At 71.8% G+C, this 21,417-nt stretch carries 24 protein-coding genes; 20 read left to right on the top strand and 4 right to left on the bottom strand.

What is annotated here, in order from left to right:
• The first annotated feature begins 87 nt into the window (after positions 1–87).
• From ACWDY5_RS04885 to ACWDY5_RS04840, 10 genes are all read left to right on the top strand, one after another.
• The gene (locus ACWDY5_RS04885; RefSeq protein ID WP_449720977.1) at positions 88–1,014 is read left to right on the top strand and encodes a proline dehydrogenase family protein; all 927 of its coding nucleotides are present in this window, start codon (positions 88–90) and stop codon (positions 1,012–1,014) included.
• A gap of 59 nt (positions 1,015–1,073) precedes the next feature.
• Positions 1,074–1,841: a thioesterase family protein gene (locus tag ACWDY5_RS04880; protein ID WP_449721170.1), complete on the top strand. Its 768-nt coding sequence runs from the start codon at positions 1,074–1,076 to the stop codon at positions 1,839–1,841.
• A 67-nt stretch (positions 1,842–1,908) separates the two neighbouring features.
• Positions 1,909–2,718, top strand: coding sequence for a pyrroline-5-carboxylate reductase (proC, locus tag ACWDY5_RS04875; protein WP_449720976.1), 810 nt, complete (start codon positions 1,909–1,911; stop codon positions 2,716–2,718).
• Positions 2,719–2,860: 142 nt separating this feature from the next.
• On the top strand, positions 2,861–3,076 hold the full coding sequence (locus tag ACWDY5_RS04870) for a helix-turn-helix domain-containing protein (protein ID WP_185000615.1): 216 nt from the start codon (positions 2,861–2,863) through the stop codon (positions 3,074–3,076).
• Between the two features lie 131 nt (positions 3,077–3,207).
• Entirely contained in the window at positions 3,208–3,309 is a 102-nt protein-coding gene (locus ACWDY5_RS04865) for a 30S ribosomal protein bS22 (RefSeq protein ID WP_076993459.1), read from the top strand.
• A gap of 216 nt (positions 3,310–3,525) precedes the next feature.
• A complete protein-coding gene (locus ACWDY5_RS04860; RefSeq protein WP_252483400.1) occupies positions 3,526–4,566 on the top strand; it encodes an NAD-dependent epimerase/dehydratase family protein in 1,041 nt (346 codons plus the stop codon).
• Positions 4,567–4,672: 106 nt separating this feature from the next.
• Positions 4,673–5,542: a lysophospholipid acyltransferase family protein gene (locus ACWDY5_RS04855; RefSeq protein WP_449721169.1), complete on the top strand. Its 870-nt coding sequence runs from the start codon at positions 4,673–4,675 to the stop codon at positions 5,540–5,542.
• Positions 5,543–5,552: 10 nt separating this feature from the next.
• The gene (locus tag ACWDY5_RS04850) at positions 5,553–5,939 is read left to right on the top strand and encodes a YbjQ family protein (protein ID WP_252483398.1); all 387 of its coding nucleotides are present in this window, start codon (positions 5,553–5,555) and stop codon (positions 5,937–5,939) included.
• A gap of 78 nt (positions 5,940–6,017) precedes the next feature.
• Positions 6,018–6,479 (top strand): DUF2975 domain-containing protein, encoded by a 462-nt coding sequence (locus ACWDY5_RS04845; protein ID WP_449720975.1) that lies wholly within the window; start codon positions 6,018–6,020, stop codon positions 6,477–6,479.
• Positions 6,479–6,691: a helix-turn-helix domain-containing protein gene (locus ACWDY5_RS04840; RefSeq protein WP_449720974.1), complete on the top strand. Its 213-nt coding sequence runs from the start codon at positions 6,479–6,481 to the stop codon at positions 6,689–6,691. Before ACWDY5_RS04845 ends, ACWDY5_RS04840 begins: the two co-directional genes overlap by 1 nt.
• On the opposite strand, the gene ACWDY5_RS04835 is transcribed toward ACWDY5_RS04840, so the two are convergent.
• The 3 genes from ACWDY5_RS04835 to ACWDY5_RS04825 form a co-directional block, all read right to left on the bottom strand.
• Entirely contained in the window at positions 6,688–7,599 is a 912-nt protein-coding gene (locus ACWDY5_RS04835; protein WP_449721168.1) for an HAD family hydrolase, read from the bottom strand. The two genes, ACWDY5_RS04840 and ACWDY5_RS04835, sit on opposite strands and share 4 nt — an antisense overlap.
• A 51-nt stretch (positions 7,600–7,650) precedes the next feature.
• Positions 7,651–8,700: a DUF5667 domain-containing protein gene (locus ACWDY5_RS04830; protein ID WP_449720973.1), complete on the bottom strand. Its 1,050-nt coding sequence runs from the start codon at positions 8,698–8,700 to the stop codon at positions 7,651–7,653.
• 104 nt (positions 8,701–8,804) lie between these two features.
• Positions 8,805–9,425, bottom strand: coding sequence for a sigma-70 family RNA polymerase sigma factor (locus tag ACWDY5_RS04825; RefSeq protein ID WP_449720972.1), 621 nt, complete (start codon positions 9,423–9,425; stop codon positions 8,805–8,807).
• A gap of 207 nt (positions 9,426–9,632) precedes the next feature.
• Here ACWDY5_RS04825 and ACWDY5_RS04820 point away from each other — a divergent pair, with 207 nt between their 5' ends.
• From ACWDY5_RS04820 to ACWDY5_RS04810, 3 genes are all read left to right on the top strand, one after another.
• Complete coding sequence (locus ACWDY5_RS04820; RefSeq protein WP_449720971.1) at positions 9,633–11,084, top strand: AMP-binding protein; 1,452 nt, start codon at positions 9,633–9,635, stop codon at positions 11,082–11,084.
• Between the two features lie 132 nt (positions 11,085–11,216).
• Complete coding sequence (locus ACWDY5_RS04815) at positions 11,217–12,377, top strand: acyl-CoA dehydrogenase family protein (protein WP_449720970.1); 1,161 nt, start codon at positions 11,217–11,219, stop codon at positions 12,375–12,377.
• Positions 12,374–12,622, top strand: a complete 249-nt coding sequence (locus ACWDY5_RS04810) for a glutaredoxin family protein (protein WP_283661912.1) — start codon at positions 12,374–12,376, stop codon at positions 12,620–12,622. The genes ACWDY5_RS04815 and ACWDY5_RS04810 overlap by 4 nt, the downstream gene beginning before the upstream one ends.
• Positions 12,623–12,634: 12 nt before the next feature.
• Here the strand turns inward: ACWDY5_RS04810 and ACWDY5_RS04805 are convergent, their stop codons facing one another.
• On the bottom strand, positions 12,635–13,069 hold the full coding sequence (locus tag ACWDY5_RS04805; protein ID WP_449720969.1) for a hypothetical protein: 435 nt from the start codon (positions 13,067–13,069) through the stop codon (positions 12,635–12,637).
• A 101-nt stretch (positions 13,070–13,170) separates the two neighbouring features.
• Here ACWDY5_RS04805 and ACWDY5_RS04800 point away from each other — a divergent pair, with 101 nt between their 5' ends.
• From ACWDY5_RS04800 to ACWDY5_RS04770, 7 genes are all read left to right on the top strand, one after another.
• Positions 13,171–14,703: a molybdopterin-dependent oxidoreductase gene (locus ACWDY5_RS04800; RefSeq protein WP_449720968.1), complete on the top strand. Its 1,533-nt coding sequence runs from the start codon at positions 13,171–13,173 to the stop codon at positions 14,701–14,703.
• A gap of 352 nt (positions 14,704–15,055) precedes the next feature.
• On the top strand, positions 15,056–15,793 hold the full coding sequence (locus tag ACWDY5_RS04795) for a redox-sensing transcriptional repressor Rex (protein ID WP_252483538.1): 738 nt from the start codon (positions 15,056–15,058) through the stop codon (positions 15,791–15,793).
• Positions 15,790–17,163 carry a glutamyl-tRNA reductase gene (locus ACWDY5_RS04790; protein ID WP_449720967.1) on the top strand — a complete coding sequence of 458 codons (1,374 nt, stop codon included), beginning with the start codon at positions 15,790–15,792 and terminating at the stop codon, positions 17,161–17,163. Before ACWDY5_RS04795 ends, ACWDY5_RS04790 begins: the two co-directional genes overlap by 4 nt.
• Complete coding sequence (gene hemC, locus ACWDY5_RS04785) at positions 17,160–18,116, top strand: hydroxymethylbilane synthase (protein WP_449720966.1); 957 nt, start codon at positions 17,160–17,162, stop codon at positions 18,114–18,116. The genes ACWDY5_RS04790 and hemC overlap by 4 nt, the downstream gene beginning before the upstream one ends.
• Positions 18,116–19,645: a bifunctional uroporphyrinogen-III C-methyltransferase/uroporphyrinogen-III synthase gene (locus tag ACWDY5_RS04780; protein ID WP_252483386.1), complete on the top strand. Its 1,530-nt coding sequence runs from the start codon at positions 18,116–18,118 to the stop codon at positions 19,643–19,645. The genes hemC and ACWDY5_RS04780 overlap by 1 nt, the downstream gene beginning before the upstream one ends.
• A gap of 290 nt (positions 19,646–19,935) precedes the next feature.
• A complete protein-coding gene (hemB, locus tag ACWDY5_RS04775; RefSeq protein WP_449720965.1) occupies positions 19,936–20,913 on the top strand; it encodes a porphobilinogen synthase in 978 nt (325 codons plus the stop codon).
• The gene (locus tag ACWDY5_RS04770; protein ID WP_449720964.1) at positions 20,910–21,416 is read left to right on the top strand and encodes a hypothetical protein; all 507 of its coding nucleotides are present in this window, start codon (positions 20,910–20,912) and stop codon (positions 21,414–21,416) included. Before hemB ends, ACWDY5_RS04770 begins: the two co-directional genes overlap by 4 nt.
• The last annotated feature ends 1 nt before the right edge of the window (position 21,417 follow it).

Below are 21,417 nucleotides of genomic sequence, written 5' to 3'. Positions count from 1 at the left end.
ACGGAACGTGTCTTCGGTCATATCTCTCCCGTGAAGAGGCTGTTCAGGCCCTGACCCGTCCGGGTGGTTCACGTACAGTTCCGCCCTGTGAACCCGTTGCGCGCCTTGATCCTCGCCGCTGCCAGAAACGACGGCATCCGGCGACTGGTCGGCACCGCTCCCGTGTCAAGGGACGTGGTGCGCCGTTTCGTGGCCGGTGAGACCACCGAGGACGCCGTCGCCGCGACCACCAAGCTGGTCGCCGACGGGCTGACCGTGACCCTGGACTACCTCGGCGAGGACACCACCGACCGGGAGCTGGCCGAGGTCACCGTGCAGTCCTACCTCCAGCTGCTCGACCAGCTGCACTCCGCGGGCCTGGCGCCCTCGGCCGAGGTCAGCGTGAAGCTGTCCGCGGTCGGCCAGGCCCTGGACGAGCGGCTCGCGCTGGACAACGCCTCCCGGATCTGCGCGGCCGCCGAGCAGTGCGGCACCACGGTCACCCTGGACATGGAGGACCACACCACCACCGACTCCACCCTGCGCGTGCTCACCGAGCTGCGCCGGACCTGGCCGTCGGTGGGCGCGGTGCTCCAGGCCTACCTGCGCCGCACCCTGGACGACTGCCGTGAGCTCTCCGGCCCCGGCTCCAGGGTCCGGCTGTGCAAGGGCGCGTACAAGGAGCCCGAGTCGGTGGCCTACCAGGCCCCGCACGAGGTGGACCTGAGCTACGTGCGCTGCGCCAACACGCTGCTGCAGGGCGAGGGCTACCCGATGTTCGCCACCCACGACCCCCGGCTGGTGGGCATCATCGACGAGCGTGCCCGCTGGCACGACCGCAAGCCCGGCAGCTACGAATACCAGATGCTCTACGGCATCCGTCCGGAGGAGCAGCTCCGGCTCGCTCAGGCGGGCGAGACCGTACGGGTCTACATCCCCTACGGCCAGGAGTGGTACGGATACCTGATGCGACGACTGGCCGAGCGACCGGCGAACACCACGTTCTTCCTCCGGGCTCTGGCCAGCAAGCGGTGAGGGTCCGTACGGATCCACTGCGGATCACCCCGTTCGGACTCGCCACCGCGGTCCGCCCGATGGGTGACGGCACCTTCACCGCCGAGCTGGCCGCGGACTGGACCATCGCGGGCAAACCGCACGGCGGCTACCTGCTGGCCCTGCTCGCCAGGGCCGCGATCGCCACCGCGGAGGCAGGCGGCGCGACCGCGGCCGACCCGCTCAGCGTGGGCGCGGACTTCCTGCACCCGCCGGAGCTGGGCCCGGTGCTGCTGCGCACCAGCGTGGTCAAGGCGGGGCGGACCGTGACCGTGGTCAAGGCGGAGCTGGAACAGCGTGGCCGGGTGTGCGTGCACGCCATGGTCACCACCGGTCGCCTGCCGGATGACCCCGCGGCCTGGACCGATCTGCCGGACCTGCCTGCCGAGCCGCCCGCGCGGGCGATCGAGGTCGGCGCGACGCAGGCCGCCAAGGTTTTCCGGGTGGCGAAGGCTTGTCAGCTGATGCTCGACCCGGAGGGCGCGGGCTTCTTGACTGACAATCACACCAGTCCGTTGCGGCTGCGGTTGTGGGTGCGGCCACGGGAGGGGCAGCCGGATCCGCTGTTCGCGTTGGTGGCCGGGGACATCTCGATGCCGGTGACGTTCAACCTGGGGCGGCTGTCGTGGTCGCCCACGGTGCAGCTGACGGCGTTGCTGCGGTCCCGGCCCGCGCCGGGGTGGTTGCGGCTGTCGGTGGAGTCGAAGGCTGTTTATGGACAGTGGTTCGACGAGGACACCACGGTCATCGACAGCACCGGCCGCCTGGTCTGCCAGACCCGGCAGCTGGCGCTGACGCCGGTGGACTGACCCGCCACGCCTCTCCCGCAGCAGGTCAGCGGCTGGTCTCCCGGAGTGCTGTCCTAGGCTTTCCGGCATGACCACCACCGCTGTACTTGGCGCGGGCAAGATCGGTGAGGCGCTGCTGTCCGGGCTGCTCCAGTCCGGGCGGAGCCCTGAGGAGCTGCTGTTCACCGAGCGGTATCCGGAGCGCAGTGCCGAGCTGACCAAGCGCTACGGGGTTCGCGGCGTCGATGTGCCGACCGCGGCCGGGCTGGCCGATGTGCTCGTTGTCGCCGTGAAGCCGCAGGACATCGAGCCGTTGCTGGACGAGCTGGGTGCGGTGTTGCGGCCGGGGACGCTCATCGTGTCGCTGTGCGCGGGGCTGCCGACCGCCCTGTTCGAGCGCAGGCTGCCCGAGGGCACGCCGGTGGTCCGGGTCATGCCGAACACCCCGATGGTCGTTGGCGAGGCGATGAGCGCCATCTCCGGGGGGCGGCACGCCAAGTCCGAGCACCTGGCGCTGACCGAGGCCATGCTCGCCGCGGTGGGCAAGGTGGTGCGGGTGCCGGAGGCGCAGCAGGACGCGGTGACCGCGCTGTCCGGGTCTGGGCCCGCGTACTTCTTCTTCCTGGTCGAGGCGATGATCGACGCGGGGATCCTGCTCGGGCTGCCCAGGGCGGTGGCGGCGGATCTGATCATCCAGTCCGCGGTGGGGTCGGCGGCCATGCTGCGCGACTCGGGGGAGCACCCGGTGGCGCTGCGCGAGGCGGTCACCTCGCCTGCCGGCACCACCATCTCGGCCATTGTGGAGCTGGAGAAGCACGGGGTGCGGGCGGCCCTGATCGCGGCCATCGAAGCCGCTCGGGACCGGTCGATCCAGCTGGGCGAGGCGCACGAGAAGTAAGCTCGTTATCACGGAACGGTATCGGAAGTCGAGTCCTCGCAGCGTGCGGGCCGGGGGGCTACCCTCGTAGGCAGCACGTGCGTGTCGATTCCGTCGGTGGGGAAGCCGGCGGCGCGACACGTGCCGAAGGACACGGTGACTCATGCCGGCGAAGAAGGAGACGGATCACGCTGGACTCGGTCAGGTTCGGTTTCTCACGGTTGCCGAAGTGGCCGGGCTCATCCGTGTCTCCAAGATGACGGTCTACCGGCTCGTGCACTCGGGCGAACTGCCCGCGGTCCGGGTCGGGAGGTCCTTCCGGGTGCCCGAGAACGAGGTGCACGCCTACCTGGAGAACGCGTACTACAACGCGGGCTGAGGGGCGATTTCACCCCCCGGGTACCCTGGTAGACCGTTCGTGTCATTCGGCCGCCCGGCCGGCGGCCGCAGCGCGCGCTGACGACACGCGAAAGCTCAGCTGACCAACATCGATAGTGAAGAGGAACCCGTATGGGCTCGGTCATCAAGAAGCGCCGCAAGCGCATGTCGAAGAAGAAGCACCGCAAGTTGCTCCGCAAGACGCGTCACGCGCGTCGCAAGCAGGGCAAGTGACCTTCGGGTCTGAGGTCGCTTCGCTCGTTGCGCCGATGATGGCCTGAGACCGAACGAACCGCCGCCGCGTTCGAGGTGTGAGCCTCGATACCGGCGGCGGTTCGCGTTACCGGGCTGACCAGGGAACTTCATCCCGCACTCCCCGCAAGGCGGCATGCCGGGGCGGGGCGCGCGAGTAGCATCCCCTTCCGTCACCGCCCGTGCCCAGGGAGTCGCATGGCGCCCAACGTCGTCCTCGTCACCGGGGTGAGCCGCTTCCTCGGCGGCCACCTCGCCGCCCGGCTCGCCGCCGACCCGTCCATCGAACGCGTCCTCGGCGTGGACACCGTGCCGCCGCCGAGGGACCTGCTGCGCCGGATGGGCCGGGCCGAGTTCGTGCGCGCCGACATCCGCAACCCGCTCATCTCCAAGGTCATCGCCACCGCCAAGGTGGACACCGTGGTGCACGCCTCGGTGAGCGCGAACCCCGGCTCCACCGGGCGCACCGCGATGAAGGAGATGAACGTCATCGGCACCATGCAGCTGCTGGCCGCGTGCCAGAAGGCGGTGTCGATGCGCAAGCTGGTGGTCAAGTCCACCAGCGCGGTCTACGGCGCCAGCTCACGGGACCCCGCGGTGTTCAGCGAGGACATGGGTCCCAAGGACCTGCCCTCCAGCGGCTACGCCAAGGACGCGGTGGAGATCGAGGGCTACGTGCGCGGCTTCGGCAGGCGACGGCCCGACGTGGACGTCACCACGCTGCGCTTCACCAACTTCATCGGTCCGCGCATCGACACCGTGCTCACCCGCTACTTCGCCCTGCCGGTGATCCCGACCGTGCTCGGCTACGACGCCAGGGTGCAGCTGCTGCACTCCGAGGACGCGCTGGCGGTGCTGGAACGGGCCACCATGCACGAGCTGCCCGGGGTGTTCAACGTGGGCGCGGACGGCGTGCTGATGCTCTCCCAGGCCATCCGCAGGGCCGGGCGGGTGCCGCTGCCGGTGCCCAGCGCGCTGGTGCCCTCCTTCGGCCAGCTGGTGCGCGGGGCCAGGCTGGTGGACTTCTCCCCCGAGCAGATGCGCTTCCTGAACTTCGGCCGGGTCGTGGACACCACCCGGCTGGTCGAGGAGTTCGGCTTCCAGCCGCGCTGGACCACCCAGCAGGCCTTCGACGACTACGTGCGCGGCCGAGGGCTGCGACCGGTGCTCGACCCGGAGTTGATCACGGGCGTGGAACGGACGCTGAAGTCGGTGTTCTCCCGCAACGGACGAGGATGAGGTGAGCGAAGCGGTGGCAGAGGCACGGGTGATCCCGATCAGGGGTGGCGGACGCGAGCGGGCCGCCGAGCCACGGAGCGGCACGGGGCAGCGGGGGCCGGTCCCGATGACGCCGGAGCCGCCGGACCCCTCGGTCTGGGAGCAGAAGATCACCGAGGCGATGGCCTTCGTGCGGCGCAGGCTCACCGGCGAGTACGAGGTGGACGAGTTCGGCTTCGACCCCGACCTCACCGACAACCTGCTGATGACCCCGCTGCGCCCGCTGTACGAGAAGTACTTCCGGGTGGAGGCCACCGGCCTGTCCAACGTGCCTGCCGAGGGCGCCGCGCTGATCGTGGCCAACCACTCCGGGACCATGTTCCCGATGGACTCGCTGATGACCGGCGTGGCCGTGCACGACCACCACCCCGGCAAGCGGCACCTGCGCATGCTCGGCGCGGACCTGGTGTTCAACGTGCCGGTGCTGGGCGCGCTGGCCCGCAAGGCCGGGCACACCCTGGCCTGCAACCCGGACGCGGAGCGGCTGCTGCGCCGCGGCGAGCTGGTCGGCGTGTGGCCGGAGGGCTTCAAGGGCATCGGCAAGCCCTTCCGCGACCGGTACAAGCTGCAGCGCTTCGGCCGCGGCGGGTTCGTCTCGGCCGCGCTGCGCACCGGGGCGCCGATCGTGCCTTGCTCGATCGTGGGCGCGGAGGAGATCTATCCGATGCTCGGCGACCTGCGCCCGCTGGCCCGGCTGCTGGGCCTGCCGTACTTCCCGCTCACCCCGACCTTCCCCTGGCTGGGCCCGCTCGGCCTGGTCCCGCTGCCGAGCAAGTGGTACATCGAGTTCGGCGAGCCGATCCGCACCGACGGCTTCGACCAGCACGCCGCCGAGGACCCGATGCTGGTGTTCAACCTGACCGACCAGATCAGGGAAACCATCCAGCAGACCCTCTACCGCCTGTTGACCCAGCGGAGGAACGTCTTCCTCGGCTAATCTGCGCCGCGTGGGACATCCGATGCAGCCTCCGCCGCAGCAGCCGCCGCCGATCCTGGTCAGCACGATGAACGACGTCCCGGGCTACCGGGTCGTGCAGGTGTTCGGCGAGGTGTTCGGCCTGACCGTGCGCAGCCGCAACGCCTTCTCCGACATCGGCGCCAGCTTCAAGGGCATGTTCGGCGGTGAGCAGGTCGGCTACACCAAGCTGCTCAGCGACTCCCGCTGGGAGGCGATCAACCGGATGCGCGCCGAGGCCGCCCAGCGCGGCGCCAACGCGGTGATCGCGATGCGTTTCGAGAGCGGCGAGGTGGTGCCCGGCAGCACCGAGATCGCCGCCTACGGCACCGCCGTGTTCATCGTCCCCGAGCAGCAGCAGGGCGCCCCGCAGCACTGACCGATCACGAAGCGATAGCTACCGATTGACTTTCGATAGGTGGCTGTCGATACTCGATGCATGTTGACCGTGCATCGAGTGATCTTGCCGCTCCGGGCGTTCCTCGCGCTGTTCTTCGCGATCCTGCTGGTGTTCCAGTTCCTGTCCTTCCCTGGGCAGTTCGCGCACATGGCGCAGGTGCAGCCGCAGAGCGCCCACCTGCGCTGGCCGCTGACCCTGGTGGCCGGCTTCCTGATCCTGTGCGTGCAGGTGGTGGTGGTCGCCACCTGGAAGCTGCTCACCCTGGTCCGCAAGGACCGCATCTTCACCAAGGCCTCGCTGGTCTGGGTGGACGCGATCGCCTGGGCGATCTTCGCCGGCTGGCTGGTGCTGGTCGGCATCGCGACCGCGGTGGTGCTCAACGCGGACGACCCCGGCGTGCCGATGGTGCTGTTCCTGCTCTCCACCGGGGTCGGTGTGCTGGTGCTGGTGGTGGTCGTGCTGCGCGCGCTGCTGCGTCAGGCCGTCGAGCTGCGCTCGGACCTGGAAGCGGTGATCTGATGCCGATCGTGGTGCGGATCGACGTGGAGCTGGCCAAGCGCAAGATGAGCGTCGGCGAGTTCGCCGAGAAGGTCGGGCTCACCCCGGCGAACGTGGCCGTGCTGAAGAACGGCAGGGCCAAGGCGGTGCGCTTCAGCACCCTGGAGGCCATGTGCCGGGTGCTGGAGTGCCAGCCCGGCGACCTGCTGGAGTGGGTCGACGAAGAGGACTAGCCCTGGCGCTTGCGGCGGTAGGCCACCCCGGCGGCGAAGGCCGCGGTCAGCGCGCCCGCGCCCAGCAGGGCCGGGATGCCGATCTTCATCGCCTTGCGGCCGGTGCGGAAGTCGCGCACCTCCCAGCCGCGCGCCCTGGCGATGTCGCGCAGCCGCTGGTCCGGGTTGACCGCCACCGAGGTGCCCACCACCGACAGCATCGGCACGTCGTTGGAGGAGTCCGAGTACGCGGTGCAGCGCCGCAGGTCCAGGCCCTCGCGGGCGGCCAGCGCGCGCACCGCGTGCGCCTTGGCCGGGCCGTGCAGCAGGTCGCCGACCAGGCGGCCGGTGTAGACGCCGTCCTGGTGCTCGGAGACCGTGCCCAGCGCGCCGGTGAGGCCGAGGCGGCGGGCGATGATGGTGGCCAGCTCGACCGGGGTGGCGGTGACCAGCCAGACCCGCTGGCCCGCGTCCAGGTGCATCTGGGCCAGCGCCCTGGCGCCGTCCCAGATCCGGTCGGCCATCAGCTCGTCGTAGATCTCCTCGCCGAGGGTGACCAGCTCGCTGACCTGACGACCGGCCACGAAGGAGAGCGCCTGCTCCCGGCTGGACCGGATGCCCTCCGGGCTCTCCTTGCCGCCGACCCGGAACTTCAGCTGCTGCCAGGCGAAACCGAGCAGGTCCGAGCTGGCGAAGTACTTGCGGGCGGCCAGGCCACGGGCGAAGTGGAAGATCGACGCGCCCATCATCATGGTGTTGTCCACGTCGAAGAACGCGGCCGCGGTGAGGTCCTGCGGCACGGCCGCGTCGTACTCGGCGGCGGCGGCCACCGCGGCCTCGGCCGAGGCCTCCCCGGCCAGTGCCGCACTGCTCTTGCGCTCGGGCCGGTCCTCGTTCGCCCGCCGGTTGGCCACCGCGGTCCCCTCCACGTCCTCCTGCGTCAGCGGGTTCACCCGCCCCAGGGTAGCGATCGCCGCACGTTACCGGTTCTGGCCGAGCAGGCCGAAGGGGAGTTTCAGAAGATCGAGGAGACCCGGCAGCAGCCCGGTCGGCGCAGGGGTCGAGGGCGCCGGCGCGGGCGTGCTGACCTGCGGCAGGCTGGGCTGCGGCGGGCTGACCGGAACCGGCGCCGGCGGCGGCGCGGACGTGGTGGGGATCGCACTGACCGTGGGGGTTTCCCGGACCGTCGGGGCGGATGTGGGGGACTCGGTCACTTCCCGGCCGTTCGCCCCGGAGCTCGGCAGCGCACCGGCCTCCCGCGCCGGGGCGGGCACGCAGCGCTCGGTGGCGGGCAGCGCGCCGATGTCGTCGGCCGCGCCGGAGGTGATGGTCAGGCAGCCCGCGCGCTGGCGCAGGTCGCTGGCCCGCTGCCGGATCCGCTCCAGCAGCTCCACGGTGCCCAGCACCCGGTGCCGGGCCGCCGCGGGCAGCGTGGGGCCTGCCGCGCGCAGCCGGTCGAGCTGGCTGGTGGCCCAGTCGGCCAGCGCGACGAAGAGCTGGTCCTCGGCGTCCGCGCCCAGCTCGGTGAGCAGCCGGGACCCGGCGGCCGCGTCGGCCTCGAAGTCGCCGAGCGCCCTGGTGAAGTCGGCGTCGGTGACCCCTGGCCGGTCCAGCAGCGTGCCCAGCTCGGTCACCCTGGCCCGCGCGAACTCCAGGTGCTTGAGGCCCCTGGGCCGCTCGCGGAAGGTCAGGCCCAGCTCGGCGGACTCCGCGCTGCGCTTGACCGCGTACAGCGCGTCCCCCGGCACCGCGTCCTGGCTGAGCAGCAGCGACATCCCGGACACGGTCCCGAGCAGCGCCACGCTGGCGGCCAGCGCGACGGCGAAGCGCCGCCGCCTGGCCGCGGGATCAGGGCGGCGGTCGGCCTCGCGGACCGCGGCGGGGAACTCGGCCAGCAGGCGCTGCCGCATCCGGTCCCGTGCCGAGCTGTCCGGGTTCAGGTGTTCCTCGTAGGCGGCGAGCGCCGGCAGCACGTGCGCGAACTGCGCTGGTCCCTCGGATGGCCCTGGGGGCGGTTCACCCGTGCTCACGCGTGTGTCCTTCGGCTGGCCGGTAGCCCAGGCCCCGGCAGGCCCGCGCTCTCAGCACAACAACGAAGCAATGACCCGATGAGTTACGCGTACGCCCGTACGGGTTAGCGGAGTCCCTGGGGCAGGAGCTGGGCCAAACGGCGTACTGCCCGGTGCTGGAGGGCCTTGATGGCGCCCTCGTTGCGGCCCATGACCTCCGCTGTCTCGGCCACCGACAGGCCCTGCAGGAAGCGCAGCACGATGCACTCGCGCTGGTCGGTGTTGAGCTGGCCGACGCACTTGAGCAGCTCCGCGTTGGTGGCCTCGGCCAGCACTTCCTGCTCGGGACCGGCCAGCGGCTCGGAGTTGTCCGCCAGCTCGGCGGTGGGCACCTCGAAGCGGTACCGGCTGGACTTCACGTGGTCCAGGATCAGGTTCCTGGCGATGGTGACAAACCAGGCGCCCACGTCCCGGCCCTGGTAGCTGACCGAGCTGATCCGGCGCAGCGCGCGCAGGAAGGTCTCACTGGTGAAGTCCTCGGCCAGGCTGCGATCGCCCACCCGGAAGAGCACGTAGCGGAACACCACGTCCACGTACTGGTCGTAAAGCCTGCCGAAGGCGTCACTGTCCCCGGCCTGGGCGGCCTGTACCAATGCCCATGCTTCCCCGGCCGGTGACGGTGTCTCCACGGTCTCGGCCTGCGAAGGGCGCCCGGTAGAGCAGGGCCAACCCATCGGTGGGGGCATGCGCGCTCCCTTGCTCGCGGTCCCGGAGCTTGATGGCGGTCTGTCCGGGGGTAGACCGAACCATACCTTTTGTTACTCCAAAGTAGGTAGCGTTGGTCGGCGGTATTTCGCCCGTCTTGGAGACAGACGTCTCGGCGGTGGATGCGTGACGAACAACACCCATGTCAGACTTCGGGTCCCGTTCGGCCGGCCACACCGGGAGGACAGATGACCGCCGTGGGCAACGTCGCGGACCTGATCAGGTCGGCGGCGCACCGCGAAGCCGACCACCCGGCGCTGCTGGACGCCGCGGACGGCAGCCAGGTCAGCTGGGGCAGGCTGGACGCCGCGGTGGACGCGCAGGCGCACCGGCTGCGGATGGCGGGCGCGCTGGCCGGGGACCGGGTGGCCATCCGGCTGCCCACCGGCATCGAGTTCTGCGTGGCCCTCTTCGGCGCGCTGCGCGCCGGCTGCGCCGTGGTGCCGCTCGCGCCCGGCCTGCCCGGACCGGAGCTGACCAGGGTGCTCACCGACTCCGGCGCGCGGCTGCTGGTGGCCGAGGGCGAGGTCGAGGGCGTGCAGGTGCTGCCCGCGCCCGCGCTGGCCGAGGCGGAGCCGTTCGAGACCGTCGGCGCGGACGAGGACCTGGCCGTGCTGGCCTACACCTCGGGCACCTCCGGCCTGCCGCGCGGCGTGATGCTCTCCCACCGGGCCCTGATCTCCAACACCCGCCAGTGCGCCCAGCTGCGGCCGACGCCGGTGAACGCGGCCGACCGGGTGCTGCTGGCCATCCCGCTCTTCCACGCCTACGGCCTGGGCCCCGGCCTCCTGCAGACCGCGGCCGCGGGGGCCACCGGCGTGCTGCTGGAGCGCTTCGACGCCGAGGGCGCGCTGGCCGCGATCCGCAGGCACCGGGTGACCACCTTCGTCGGCGTGCCACCGATGTACACCGCGCTGCTCGGCAGGCCGGAGCAGGAGCTGCGCGAGGGCCTGGCCACGCTGCGGCTGCTCACCTCCGGCGCGGCCCCGCTGGAGGGCGAGGTGCTGCACCGGATCAAGGCCGCCACCGGGCTGGACGTCTACGAGGGCTACGGCCTCACCGAGACCGGCCCGGTGCTCACCTCCACCCTGGTCACCGGCAAGCCCAAGGCCGGTTCGGTCGGCCAGCCGCTGCCCGAGGTCGAGCTGCGCCTGGTCGACTCCGACGGCACCCCGCTGGAGGAGGAGGACGAGGGCGGCGCGGGCCTGGTCTCGGTGCGCGGCCCGAACCTGTTCAGCGGCTACTGGCCGGACGGCGCGCACGGCCCGGACGCCGAGGGCTGGTTCCGCACCGGCGACGTCGGCTACCTGGACGAGGCCGGTGACCTGCACCTGGTCGACCGGGCCAACGACCTGATCATCGTCAACGGCTTCAACGTCTACCCGCACGAGGTCGAGCACGTGCTGACCCTGCTGCCCGAGGTGGTCGAGGCGGCCGCGGTCGGCGTGCCGGACACGACCACCGGCGAGGCGGTCAAGGTGGTGGTGGTCCGCCGCGAGGACGCCGAGCTGACCGAGGAGGCGGTGCTCGCCCACTGCGCGAGCCACCTGGCCAAGTTCAAGGTGCCGACCAAGGTCGAGTTCGTCGGCGAGCTGCCGCACTCGGTCACCGGCAAGCTGGCCCGCCGCTCCCTGCGCTGACTAGGCCTTTCGGGCGTGGCGGCAGTCACCGCACGCATAGTTGGACTTCCGAGTGTCGGAGACCCCACAATTGGCCCACCGGTAGGACACCCCCTGGCACACCGTCGTGCCAGCCAACGGAGGTGGGCAGAGATGGGCGCTCCCGTGATCGATCGACAGCTGCCTGGTGACGAGGCCGCGGCTCTGCTCGAACTGACCAGGGAGATCGCGGACAAGGAGCTCGCGCCACGGGCGGCGCGGGCCGAGGCGACCGGGGAGTTCCCGCGCGAGGTCTTCCGCACGCTGGGCCGGTCCGGGCTGCTCGGCCTGCCCTATCCGGAGCAGTTCGGCGGCGGCGGTCAGCCCTACGAGGTCTACCTCCAGGTGGTCGAGGAGCTCTCCCGCGCCTGGCTCGCGGTCGGGCTGGGCGTCAGCGTGCACACGCTGTCCTGCCACGCGCTGGCCGGCTACGGCACCGAGGAGCAGAAGGAGCGCTGGCTGGCCGACCTGGTCGGCGGCGAGCTGCTCGGCGCGTACTGCCTGTCCGAGTCGCACTGCGGTTCGGACGCGGCCGCGCTGCGCACCTCGGCCAAGCCGGGCGAGACCGGCGACTACACCGTCTCCGGCACCAAGGCGTGGATCACCCACGGCGGGGTCGCCGACTTCTACACCCTGATCGCGCGCACCGGCGAGGACGGCCCCAAGGGCATCTCCGCGTTCCTGATCGACGCGGACACCGCGGGCGTCACCGCCGCGCCGCCGGAACGCAAGATGGGCATGAAGGCATCCACCACCGCCCAGGTGGTCTTCGACGCCGCGGTCGTCCCCGCCAACCGCCGCCTCGGCGCGGAGGGCCAGGGCTTCGCCATCGCCATGGACGCGCTCAACTCCGGGCGGCTGGGCATCGCCGCGGCCGCGGTCGGCGTGGCCCAGGCCGCGTTGGACGTGGCCGTGGACTACGCCAGGGAACGCTCCGCCTTCGGCCAGCCGATCGCCGAGTTCCAGGGCGTCTCGTTCCTGCTCGCCGACGCCGCAGCCGGCATCGAGGCCTCCCGCCAGCTCTACCTGGCCGCCGCCCGCCGCAAGGACGCCGGTCTGCCGTTCGTCACCCAGGCCGCCATGGCCAAGCTGATCGCGACCGACACCTGTATGAAGGTCACCACGGACATGGTGCAGGTGCTCGGTGGCGCCGGGTACGTCGAGGACTACCCGGTCGAGCGGTACATGCGGGAGGCGAAGGTCTTGCAGATCGTGGAGGGCACGAACCAGATCCAGCGCATGCTGATCGGCCGCGCGCTGGTCAGGCAGCGGTGAGCGACCACCAGGTGACCCTGCTCGGCAGGGTCGACTGCCACGCGTGCGAGGTGGCCAAGGCCGACCTGGAACGCATCTGCGGGGAGATCGGCATCGAGCTGACCGTGGTGGACGTGGACACCGACGCGGAGCTGCGCGCGGAGTACGGCGACATGGTGCCGGTGATCCTGATCAACGGCGAGGAGCACGGGTACTGGAAGGTCGAGGAGGAACGCTTCCGCGCGGCCCTGCGCAGCTGGGGCTAGGCGCGGGCCGGGCTACTTCTGGCACCTCTGCTCGAGCTGCTTCAGCGCGGCTTCCAGGAAGTACTTGTTGTCCGGCCGCGCCATGGCCTCCTTGACCACCAGCGCCGCGATCTCGCACTGGTTGATCCGCGACTGCTGTGACCGCAGCCGGTTCAGCTCCGCGACCGCGTCCGAGGCCTCGGCCCTGGCCTGCTGGATCCGCGTCTCCGCGGTCTTCAGGCTGCGCCGGGACGCCTCCAGCATGGTGCCGTTCAGCTCGGCCCGCTGCCGGGCGCTGACCAGCATGACGGTCATGGTGGCGGTGCCGGTCAGCAGCACCGCGCAGGCCACGACCAGCGAGACGAGCAGCGCCTTGCGCCCCTTGGCCGGCCGCGCCTCGTACTCCGGCGGCAGCGCGTTCATCCTGGTGCCGGTGTCGAACACCGGCGATGGGCCCAGCGGTTCCACGGTGATTCCCCCCAAGCGAGTCCTTCGTCAATGCTTACCGGTTTCTGACGGCCTGTCGTTACCGATGTGAACCGGACCTCGCCTGGCGTCGAATGCAGGGCATGGACACTCCGCGCATCCCGGCGGCCGTCGCCGCGCTGATCGGTCTGCTGGCCGTGCTGGCCGCGCTCGGCGCGGGGCACCTGGCCGCCGGGCTGCTGGAACCGAACGCCTCGCCGTACCTGGCCGTGGGCAACGCCGCGATCGACCTGACCCCGGCCGTGGTCAAGGACTTCGCGGTGCGCACCTTCGGCACCGCGGACAAGCTGGTGCTACTGCTCGGCATGGCGGTGGTGCTGGCCGGGCTGGGCGCGCTGGCCGGGCTGCTGTCCAGGACGCGGCCGTTGCCGGGGCAGGTGCTCGCGGTGGCGCTGGGGGTGCTCGGCGGGCTGGCGGTGTACAGCCGGCCGGACGTGGGTCAGCTCGGGCTGCTGGCGCCCGCGGTGAGTTTGTTCGCCGGGCTCGGGGTGTTCAGCTGGCTGCACGGGCGGGCGCTGGCTGTGCGGGCCGCTGAGCCGCCGGCCGAGGCCCGTCGCCGGTTCCTGCTGGGCTCGGTCGCCATCGCGGCCGGGGCCGGTCTGAGCGGGCTTGCCGGGCAGCTGCTGGGCCGCCGGGTGGACGTGGCCGCTTCCCAGGACGCGGTGGCCGCGGTGCTGCCCAGGGCGGCCAAGGCGCCCGCGATCCCGCCGGGCGCGGACTTCGCGGCGGACGGCACGCCGAGCTTCCTGACCCCGAACGCGGACTTCTACCGGATCGACACCGCGCTGAGCGTGCCCCGGCTGCGCGCCGAGGACTGGCGGCTGCGGGTGCACGGCCTGGTCGAGCGGGAACTCACGCTCTCCTTCGACGACCTGGCGAAACGGCCGCTGGTGGAGCGGACCATCACGCTGACCTGCGTGTCCAACGAGGTCGGCGGGCCGTACGTGTCCACCGCCACCTTCACCGGGGTGGACCTGCGGGAACTGCTGCTGGAGGCCGGGGTGAAGCCCGGCGCGGACCAGCTGGCCACCACCAGCTCGGACGGCTGGACCTGCGGCACCCCGCTGTCGGTGCTGCTGGAGCCGGATCGGGGCGCGCTGCTGGCCATCGGCATGAACGGCGAGCCGCTGCCCGCCGAGCACGGTTTTCCGGTGCGGATGGTCACACCGGGGCTCTACGGGTACGTCGGCGCGACCAAGTGGATCACCGAGGCCGAGGTGACCACCTTCGCCGCGTTCAGCCCGTACTGGATCCGGCGCGGCTGGGGCAAGCTCGGGCCGATCAAGACCCAGTCCAGGGTGGACAAGCCCGCCGGGTTCGCCAGGGTGCCGGCCGGCCGCGTGGTGGTCGCCGGGACGGCGTGGGCCCAGCACACCGGAGTGTCCACAGTGGAGGTTCGGATGGACGGTGGTCCTTGGCGGGCAGCCACGTTGAGCGCTGAGTCCAATGTGGACACTTGGCGGATGTGGCGGATCGAGTTCGACCTCGCGCCGGGCGGGCACAACGTGGAGTGCCGGGCCACCGACCGATCCGGCTACGTGCAGACCGCGGAGCGGGCCGAGGTGCTGCCGGACGGCGCCACCGGCTGGCACTCGATCTTCTTCACCGTGACCTGACCGGCGCGGATCACCGGATCCGGTGACAACCCGGCCGGCTCTTGACAGCCCCCTCAGTTGCGAGCGACGTCACGTTCGCCCCGGTGGCCGCCAGCCCCTATAGCACAACTCCGAAGGGCCCTCGTCACGCCCTTGGTCGGCGACTTTGTGCATGCGTTCACAAGTGGCTACCGTATAAGCAGTCACCCGGGTGGACGTGCGGGTTCGGGGCTCGGCGCGTTCGGTGCACCTGTGTCGGTGACCTCAGAGTGTTCGGTGAGGGAGTTAACGCGTGACGGCGCAGCGGAACGAGGGGCGACCGGCCCCGGCCGGCAGCTCCGGGACGGTCGCCCAGGACTCGCTCGCCCCCGAGGTGCCCAGCGCCCGTGAACGCGCCAGGGCGATCCCGGAGGCGGCCGTCGCCCGGCTCGCGGTCTACCTGCGAGTGCTGTCCACCCTGGTCGAACAGGGCGTGAGCACCATCTCCAGCGAGGAGCTGGCCGCCGCGGCGGGCGTCAACTCCGCCAAGCTCCGCAAGGACCTCTCCTACATCGGCTCCTACGGCACCCGCGGCGTCGGCTACGACGTCGAGGTGCTGGTCGACCAGATCGAGCGGATCCTCGGTCTCACCCGCAAGCACAGCGTCGCGGTGGTCGGCATCGGCAACCTGGGCCACGCGCTGGCCAACTACGGCGGTTTCCCCGGCAGGGGCTTCCCGGTGGCCGCCCTCTTCGACGTCGACCCGGACCTGATGGGGGTGCCGGTCGGCGGCATCCCGGTCGAGCACGTGGACGACATCCCGACCGTCTGCGCGGAGCGCGAGGTGACCATCGGGGTCATCGCCACTCCTCCGGCGGCAGCTCAGCTCGTCTGTGATCGTTTGGTCTCCGCCGGTGTGCAATGCATCCTGAACTTCGCACCGGTCGTGCTCCAGGTCCCGGACGACATCGAGGTGCGCAAGGTCGACTTGGCGGTGGAGATGCAGATCCTGTCCTTCCACGTGGCCCGTCGCGCCGATGAGGCGCCCGAGCCCGAGGCGCCCAGCAGCGCCGCCACCAGGGCGAACGGTGCCCGGGTCGCAGCCGCCGACCAGGTGGGGGTGCGGCCATGAGCCTGCTCGTGGTCGGTCTGTCCCACCGCACCGCGCCGGTGCCGGTGCTGGAGCGCGCCGCGGTCACCGGTGACGAGGCGGCCAAGCTGCTGGCCGAGCTGGTGGAGTGCGCGAACGTCTCCGAGGCCGTGCTCGTCTCCACCTGCAACCGGGTCGAGGTCTACGCCGTGGTGGAGACCTTCCACGGCGGCCTCGCCGACATCTCCGGGGTGCTCTCCCGCCAGTCCGGCGTGGACGTGACCACCCTGTGCAACCACCTCTACGTGCACTACGCCGCCGGCGCGGTGGACCACCTGTTCCGGGTCTCCGCCGGGCTGGACTCGATGGTCGTGGGCGAGGCCCAGATCCTCGGCCAGCTGCGCGCCGCCTACACCTCGGCCACCGAGATGGGCACGGTCGGCCGCACGCTGCACGAGCTGATCCAGCACGGCCTGCGGGTCGGAAAGCGCGTGCACACCGAGACCGCCATCGACCACGCCGGGCCCTCGGTGGTCACCGAGGCGCTGGCCGACGCCGAGCGGGTGCTCGGCGGCCTGACCGGCCGTCGCGCGCTGGTGATCGGCGCGGGCTCGATGGGCGGCCTGGCCGCCGCGCAGCTGCGCAGGGCCGGGGTCGGCCGGATCGCGGTGGCCAACCGCACCGCGGCCAACGGCGAGCGGCTGGCCAAGGCGCTGGCTGAGGACGGCACCCCCGCGGTCGCGATCGGCCTGGAGTCGCTGCTGGCCGAGCTGGCGCTGGCCGACGTCGTGGTCGCCTGCACCGGAGCGTCCACCCCCGTGCTGGACGCCGAGACCGTGCGCGCCGCGCGCACCGAGCCGGGCGCCCTCGTGGTGTGCGACCTCGGGCTGCCGCGCGATGTCGAAGCCGCGGTCGGCGAGCTGCCCGGCGTGCACGTGGTCGACCTGGAGACCATGCAGCTGCGGCTGCGCGAAGCCCCCAGCGGCCGGGACACCCAGCGGGCCGCCGAGCTGGTCGCCGAGGAGGTGCAGGCCTACCTGGCCGCACAGCGCTCGGCCGAGGTGACACCCACGGTGACCGCGCTGCGCCGCCGTGCCGCCGAGGTGGTCGACAGCGAGCTGCTGCGACTGGACTCCCGGCTCCCCGATCTCGACTCCGGCGTCCGGGACGAGCTGTCCCGCACCGTCCGCCGGGTGGTCGACAAGCTGCTGCACATGCCGACCGTGCGGGTGAAGCAGCTGGCCTCCGCGCCGGGCGGGTCGAGCTACGCGGACGCCCTCCGCGAGCTCTTCGCCCTGGACCCGCAGTCGGCCGCCGCCGTGAGCGCGACACCTGCAATGCCTGCAACGGAAGCAGAGAGTGTGACCAACCACCACATCGCAATGTCCACAGTGGACGGTGAGGCCCGGTGAAACGGACCTTGCGCATCGGCACGCGGGGCAGCGCCCTCGCGCTCGCCCAGACCGGCACCATCGCCCAGGCTCTTGAGCAGGCCGGCGCCACCGTGGAGATAGTCACCGTGTCCACCCCCGGTGACCAGTCCATGGCCCCGATCGCGGAGATCGGCATCGGCGTGTTCACCTCGGCCCTGCGCGACGCGCTCGCCGCCGGTGAGGTGGACATCGCGGTGCACTCCTACAAGGACCTGCCCACCGCGCCCGACCCGCGCCTGGCGCTGGCCGCCGTGCCGCGCCGGGAGGACCCCAGGGACGCGCTGTGCGCCAGGGACGGGCTCACCCTCGGCGAGCTGCCCGCCGGCGCGGTCATCGGCACCGGCTCACCGCGCCGGGCCGCGCAGCTCGAGGCGCTCGGCCTCGGCTGGGAGGTCAAGCCGATCCGCGGCAACGTGGACACCCGGCTGAAGAAGGTGGTCAACGGCGAGCTGGACGCCGTCGTGCTGGCCCGCGCCGGGCTCGCCCGGCTGGGCAGGCTGGACGCGATCACCGAGGCGCTCGACCCCCTGCAGATGTTGCCAGCGCCGGCCCAGGGCGCCCTCGCGGTGGAATGCCGCGTTGACGACGTGGACACCGAGCACCTGCTCCGGTCCACGCTGGACGACCAGGCCAGCCGCGCCGCGGTCACCGCGGAGCGCGCGATGCTCGCCGCTCTGGAGGCGGGCTGCAGCGCGCCGATCGGTGCGCTGGCCGACGTGGTGGAGGACCTGGACGCGGAGGGACGCGTCGTGGAACGGCTGTCCCTGCGCGGGGTAGCCGCGACGCCGCAGAACGAGTTGCTGCGCGCATCCGCCATCGGAGAGATGACCGCAGCAGAGCAGCTGGGCCGCGCACTGGCCGCGGAGCTGCTCGACCTTGGCGCTGCCGTGCTCAGCGGCCCCAAGGGAGTTAATGGAATGGGGAGTGCCTGATGACCCGCGCACGCAAGACCCCCGGACGGATCGCCTTCGTCGGCTCCGGTCCCGGTGACCTGGGCCTGCTCACCGTCCGGGCGCAGCAGTTGCTCACCAGCGCCGAGCTGGTGGTGACCGACCCGGACGTCCCGCAGGAGGTGCTGGCGCTCGCCCCCGAGGGCATCGAGGTCCGCCCCGCCGTCGGCGACCCGGCCGATGTGGCCAAGGACCTGGCCACCGAGGCCAAGAACGGCCGCTCGGTGATCCGCCTGGTCGCTGGTGACCCGCTCACCGCCGACGCGGTGGTGGCCGAGGCGCAGGCCGTGGCCAAGACCAGCGTCGCCTTCGACGTCATCCCCGGCGTGGCCGCGGGCACCGCGGTGCCCGCCTACGCGGGTGTCGCGCTCGGCGCGGTGCACACCGAGGCCGACGTGCGCGGCAGCGTGGACTGGGCCGCCCTGGCCGGCGCGCCCGGCACCCTGGTGCTGCACGCCTCCGCGAGCCACCTGGCCGAGGCGGCGTCCTCGCTGGTGGAGTACGGCCTGGCGCCGCAGACCCCGGCCGCGGTCACCACCGAGGGCACCAGCTGCGCCCAGCGCACCATCGACTCCACGCTGGCCTCGCTGGCCGCCGACGCCGGCGAGCTCAACGGCCCGCTGGTGGTCACCGTGGGCAGCTCGGTGGGCAACCGGAGCAAGCTCTCCTGGTGGGAGTCCCGCGCCCTCTACGGCTGGCGGGTGCTGGTGCCGCGCACCAAGGAGCAGGCCGGCGAGATGAGCGACCGGCTGCGCGCGCACGGCGCCATCCCGGTCGAGGTGCCCACCATCTCGGTGGAGCCGCCGCGCAGCCCCGCGCAGATGGAACGCGCGGTCAAGGGCCTGGTCGACGGCCGCTACCAGTGGGTGATCTTCACCTCCACCAACGCGGTGCGCGCGGTGTGGGAGAAGTTCGAGGAGTTCGGCCTGGACGCCCGCGCGTTCTCCGGGGTGAAGATCGCCTGCATCGGCGAGGCCACCGCGGCGAAGGTGCGCTCCTTCGGTATCACCCCTGAGCTGGTGCCCTCCGGCGACCAGTCCAGCGAGGGCCTGCTGGCCGACTTCCCGCCGCACGACGACATCTTCGACCCGGTCGACCGGATCCTGCTGCCCCGCGCGGACATCGCCACCGAGACCCTGGCGGCCGGCCTGCGCGAGCGCGGCTGGGAGCCCGACGACGTGACCGCGTACCGCACGGTGCGCGCCGCGCCGCCGCCCGCCGACACCCGCGAGATGATCAAGACCGGCGGGTTCGACGCGGTGTGCTTCACCTCGTCCAGCACGGTGCGGAACCTGGTGGGGATCGCGGGCAAGCCGCACACCCGGACCATCGTGGCTTGTATCGGGCCGCAGACCGCGGAGACGGCGATCGAGTTCGGGTTGCGGGTGGATGTGCAGCCGGAGGTCGCTCAGGTGCCCGCGCTGGTGGACGCGCTGGCTGATCACGCGGCTCGGTTGCGGGCTGAGGGCGCACTGCCGCCACCTCGCAAGACCAAGCGCGCCCGGCGGTGACATTGGCGCGCTCCGCGCGCGGGATTTTTCGCTCTTGAGTCGCCTCGTCGTGCATCCGCCGCACGCGAAGCAAGCTTCGGATGCGTCGGACGCACGACAAGGCGACGCGAAAAATCAAACCCACCGCGGGTCCAAGAGCCCGCCGTGTCGCTGGCGCGCCACGCCTCTTTCGCGACAAGTGGTTCGCGCCTGTGGTTTCGCTTGTGGTTTGGGTTGCCTTCCCGTGAAGCGTTGGCGGGGGGCGCGTAGCGTGGATCTGTACCTCGGCCACGTTCCCAGGGAGTTCCGCAGTGTTCCCGTCCCACCGCCCCCGCCGACTGCGCACCACCCCCGCGTTGCGCCGTCTGGTCGCCGAGACCACGGTGCGTCCGCAGCACCTGGTGCTGCCCATGTTCGTCAAGGAAGGCGCCGCCGAGCCGATCGCAATCCGGTCGATGCCCGGGGTGGTGCAGCACTCCATGGACTCGCTGCGCAAGGCCGCGGTGGAAGCCGTGCAGGCCGGGGTTGGCGGGATCATGCTGTTCGGGGTGCCGGAGACCCGCGATGCCACCGGCTCTGGCGGGATCGATCCGGACGGGATCCTCAACGCGGCGCTGCGTGAGCTGCGCAGTGAGCTTGGCGACTCGACCGTGCTGATGTCGGACTGCTGCCTGGACGAGTTCACCGACCACGGGCACTGCGGGGTGCTCGCCGCGGACGGGTCGGTGGACAACGACGCCACCCTGACCCTCTACGGCGAGATGGCGGTGGCGCAGGCCGAGGCCGGGGCGCACCTGGTGGGCCCCAGCGGCATGATGGACGGGCAGGTCGGGTTCATCCGGGAGGCGCTGGACGCCGCCGGGCTCACCGGCACCGGCATCCTGGCCTACACCGTCAAGTACGCCTCCGCGCTCTACGGGCCCTTCCGCGAGGCGGTGGACTCCCAGCTGCGCGGGGACCGCAAGACCTACCAGCAGGACCCGCCCAACGTGCGGGAGTCGCTGCGCGAGCTGGCGCTGGACCTGGCCGAGGGCGCGGACCTGGTCATGGTCAAGCCCGCGCTGCCCTACCTGGACGTGCTCAGCGAGGTGGCCAAGGCCAGTGACGTGCCGGTCGCGGCGTACCAGATCTCCGGGGAGTACGCGATGGTCGAGGCGGCCTCGGCCAACGGCTGGATCGACCGGGAGCGCACCGTGCTGGAGACCCTCACCTCGATCCGGCGGGCCGGCGCGGACATCGTGCTGACCTACTGGGCCACCGAGGCCGCGCAGTGGCTGGACCGCGGATGAGCGAGGCGCTGACCCCGCCGCCGCAGCTGCTGCGGTCCCGGCAGCTGTGGGTGGCCAGCAGTGTGGTCGGGCTGGTCGCGGTGGTGCTGCGGCTGCTCGACCGGCGCGGCATCAGCGACATGCTCGGCCAGTTCGCCCCGCAGCTGACCATGGCCCAGGTGGACGGCGCGGTGAGCCTCGCGGTGGTGATGGCGGTGCTGTTCCGGCTCGGCCTCATCGCGCTGTTCTGGTGGCTGGCCACCCGGATGGTGCAGGGCGCGGAGGCGCCCAGGGTGGTGCTGACCGTGCTCGGCGGGATGAGCGTGGGCCTCGGGCTGATCGGCGTGCTCGGCCTGCTGGGCGGGGCCTCGGCCGCGCTGGCCCAGCTCGGGTTCATCCAGGTCACGCTGTCCGTGGTGATCTTCGCGCTGGACGTCGGGGCGCTGGTGATGATGTTCCACCCGACCTCCCGGGCGTACTTCATCGGCGTGCGCAGGACCCGACCAGGTAACACACCGGCATAGC

It is taken from the genome of Crossiella sp. NPDC003009 (genome assembly GCF_053591555.1).
The sequence above is the reverse complement of the archived record's forward strand: the minus strand, read 5'-3'. Positions and strand labels throughout refer to the sequence as shown.

Coding starts and splice junctions, on each gene's coding strand:
- ACWDY5_RS04880 (WP_449721170.1), top strand. CDS start 1,074: ATGGGTGACGGCACCTTCACCGCCGAGCTGGCCGCGGACTGGACCATC.
- proC (WP_449720976.1), top strand. CDS start 1,909: ATGACCACCACCGCTGTACTTGGCGCGGGCAAGATCGGTGAGGCGCTG.
- ACWDY5_RS04870 (WP_185000615.1), top strand. CDS start 2,861: ATGCCGGCGAAGAAGGAGACGGATCACGCTGGACTCGGTCAGGTTCGG.
- ACWDY5_RS04865 (WP_076993459.1), top strand. CDS start 3,208: ATGGGCTCGGTCATCAAGAAGCGCCGCAAGCGCATGTCGAAGAAGAAG.
- ACWDY5_RS04860 (WP_252483400.1), top strand. CDS start 3,526: ATGGCGCCCAACGTCGTCCTCGTCACCGGGGTGAGCCGCTTCCTCGGC.
- ACWDY5_RS04855 (WP_449721169.1), top strand. CDS start 4,673: ATGACGCCGGAGCCGCCGGACCCCTCGGTCTGGGAGCAGAAGATCACC.
- ACWDY5_RS04840 (WP_449720974.1), top strand. CDS start 6,479: ATGCCGATCGTGGTGCGGATCGACGTGGAGCTGGCCAAGCGCAAGATG.
- ACWDY5_RS04825 (WP_449720972.1), bottom strand. CDS start 9,425: ATGCCCCCACCGATGGGTTGGCCCTGCTCTACCGGGCGCCCTTCGCAG.
- ACWDY5_RS04820 (WP_449720971.1), top strand. CDS start 9,633: ATGACCGCCGTGGGCAACGTCGCGGACCTGATCAGGTCGGCGGCGCAC.
- ACWDY5_RS04815 (WP_449720970.1), top strand. CDS start 11,217: ATGGGCGCTCCCGTGATCGATCGACAGCTGCCTGGTGACGAGGCCGCG.
- ACWDY5_RS04800 (WP_449720968.1), top strand. CDS start 13,171: ATGGACACTCCGCGCATCCCGGCGGCCGTCGCCGCGCTGATCGGTCTG.
- ACWDY5_RS04790 (WP_449720967.1), top strand. CDS start 15,790: ATGAGCCTGCTCGTGGTCGGTCTGTCCCACCGCACCGCGCCGGTGCCG.
- ACWDY5_RS04780 (WP_252483386.1), top strand. CDS start 18,116: ATGACCCGCGCACGCAAGACCCCCGGACGGATCGCCTTCGTCGGCTCC.
- ACWDY5_RS04770 (WP_449720964.1), top strand. CDS start 20,910: ATGAGCGAGGCGCTGACCCCGCCGCCGCAGCTGCTGCGGTCCCGGCAG.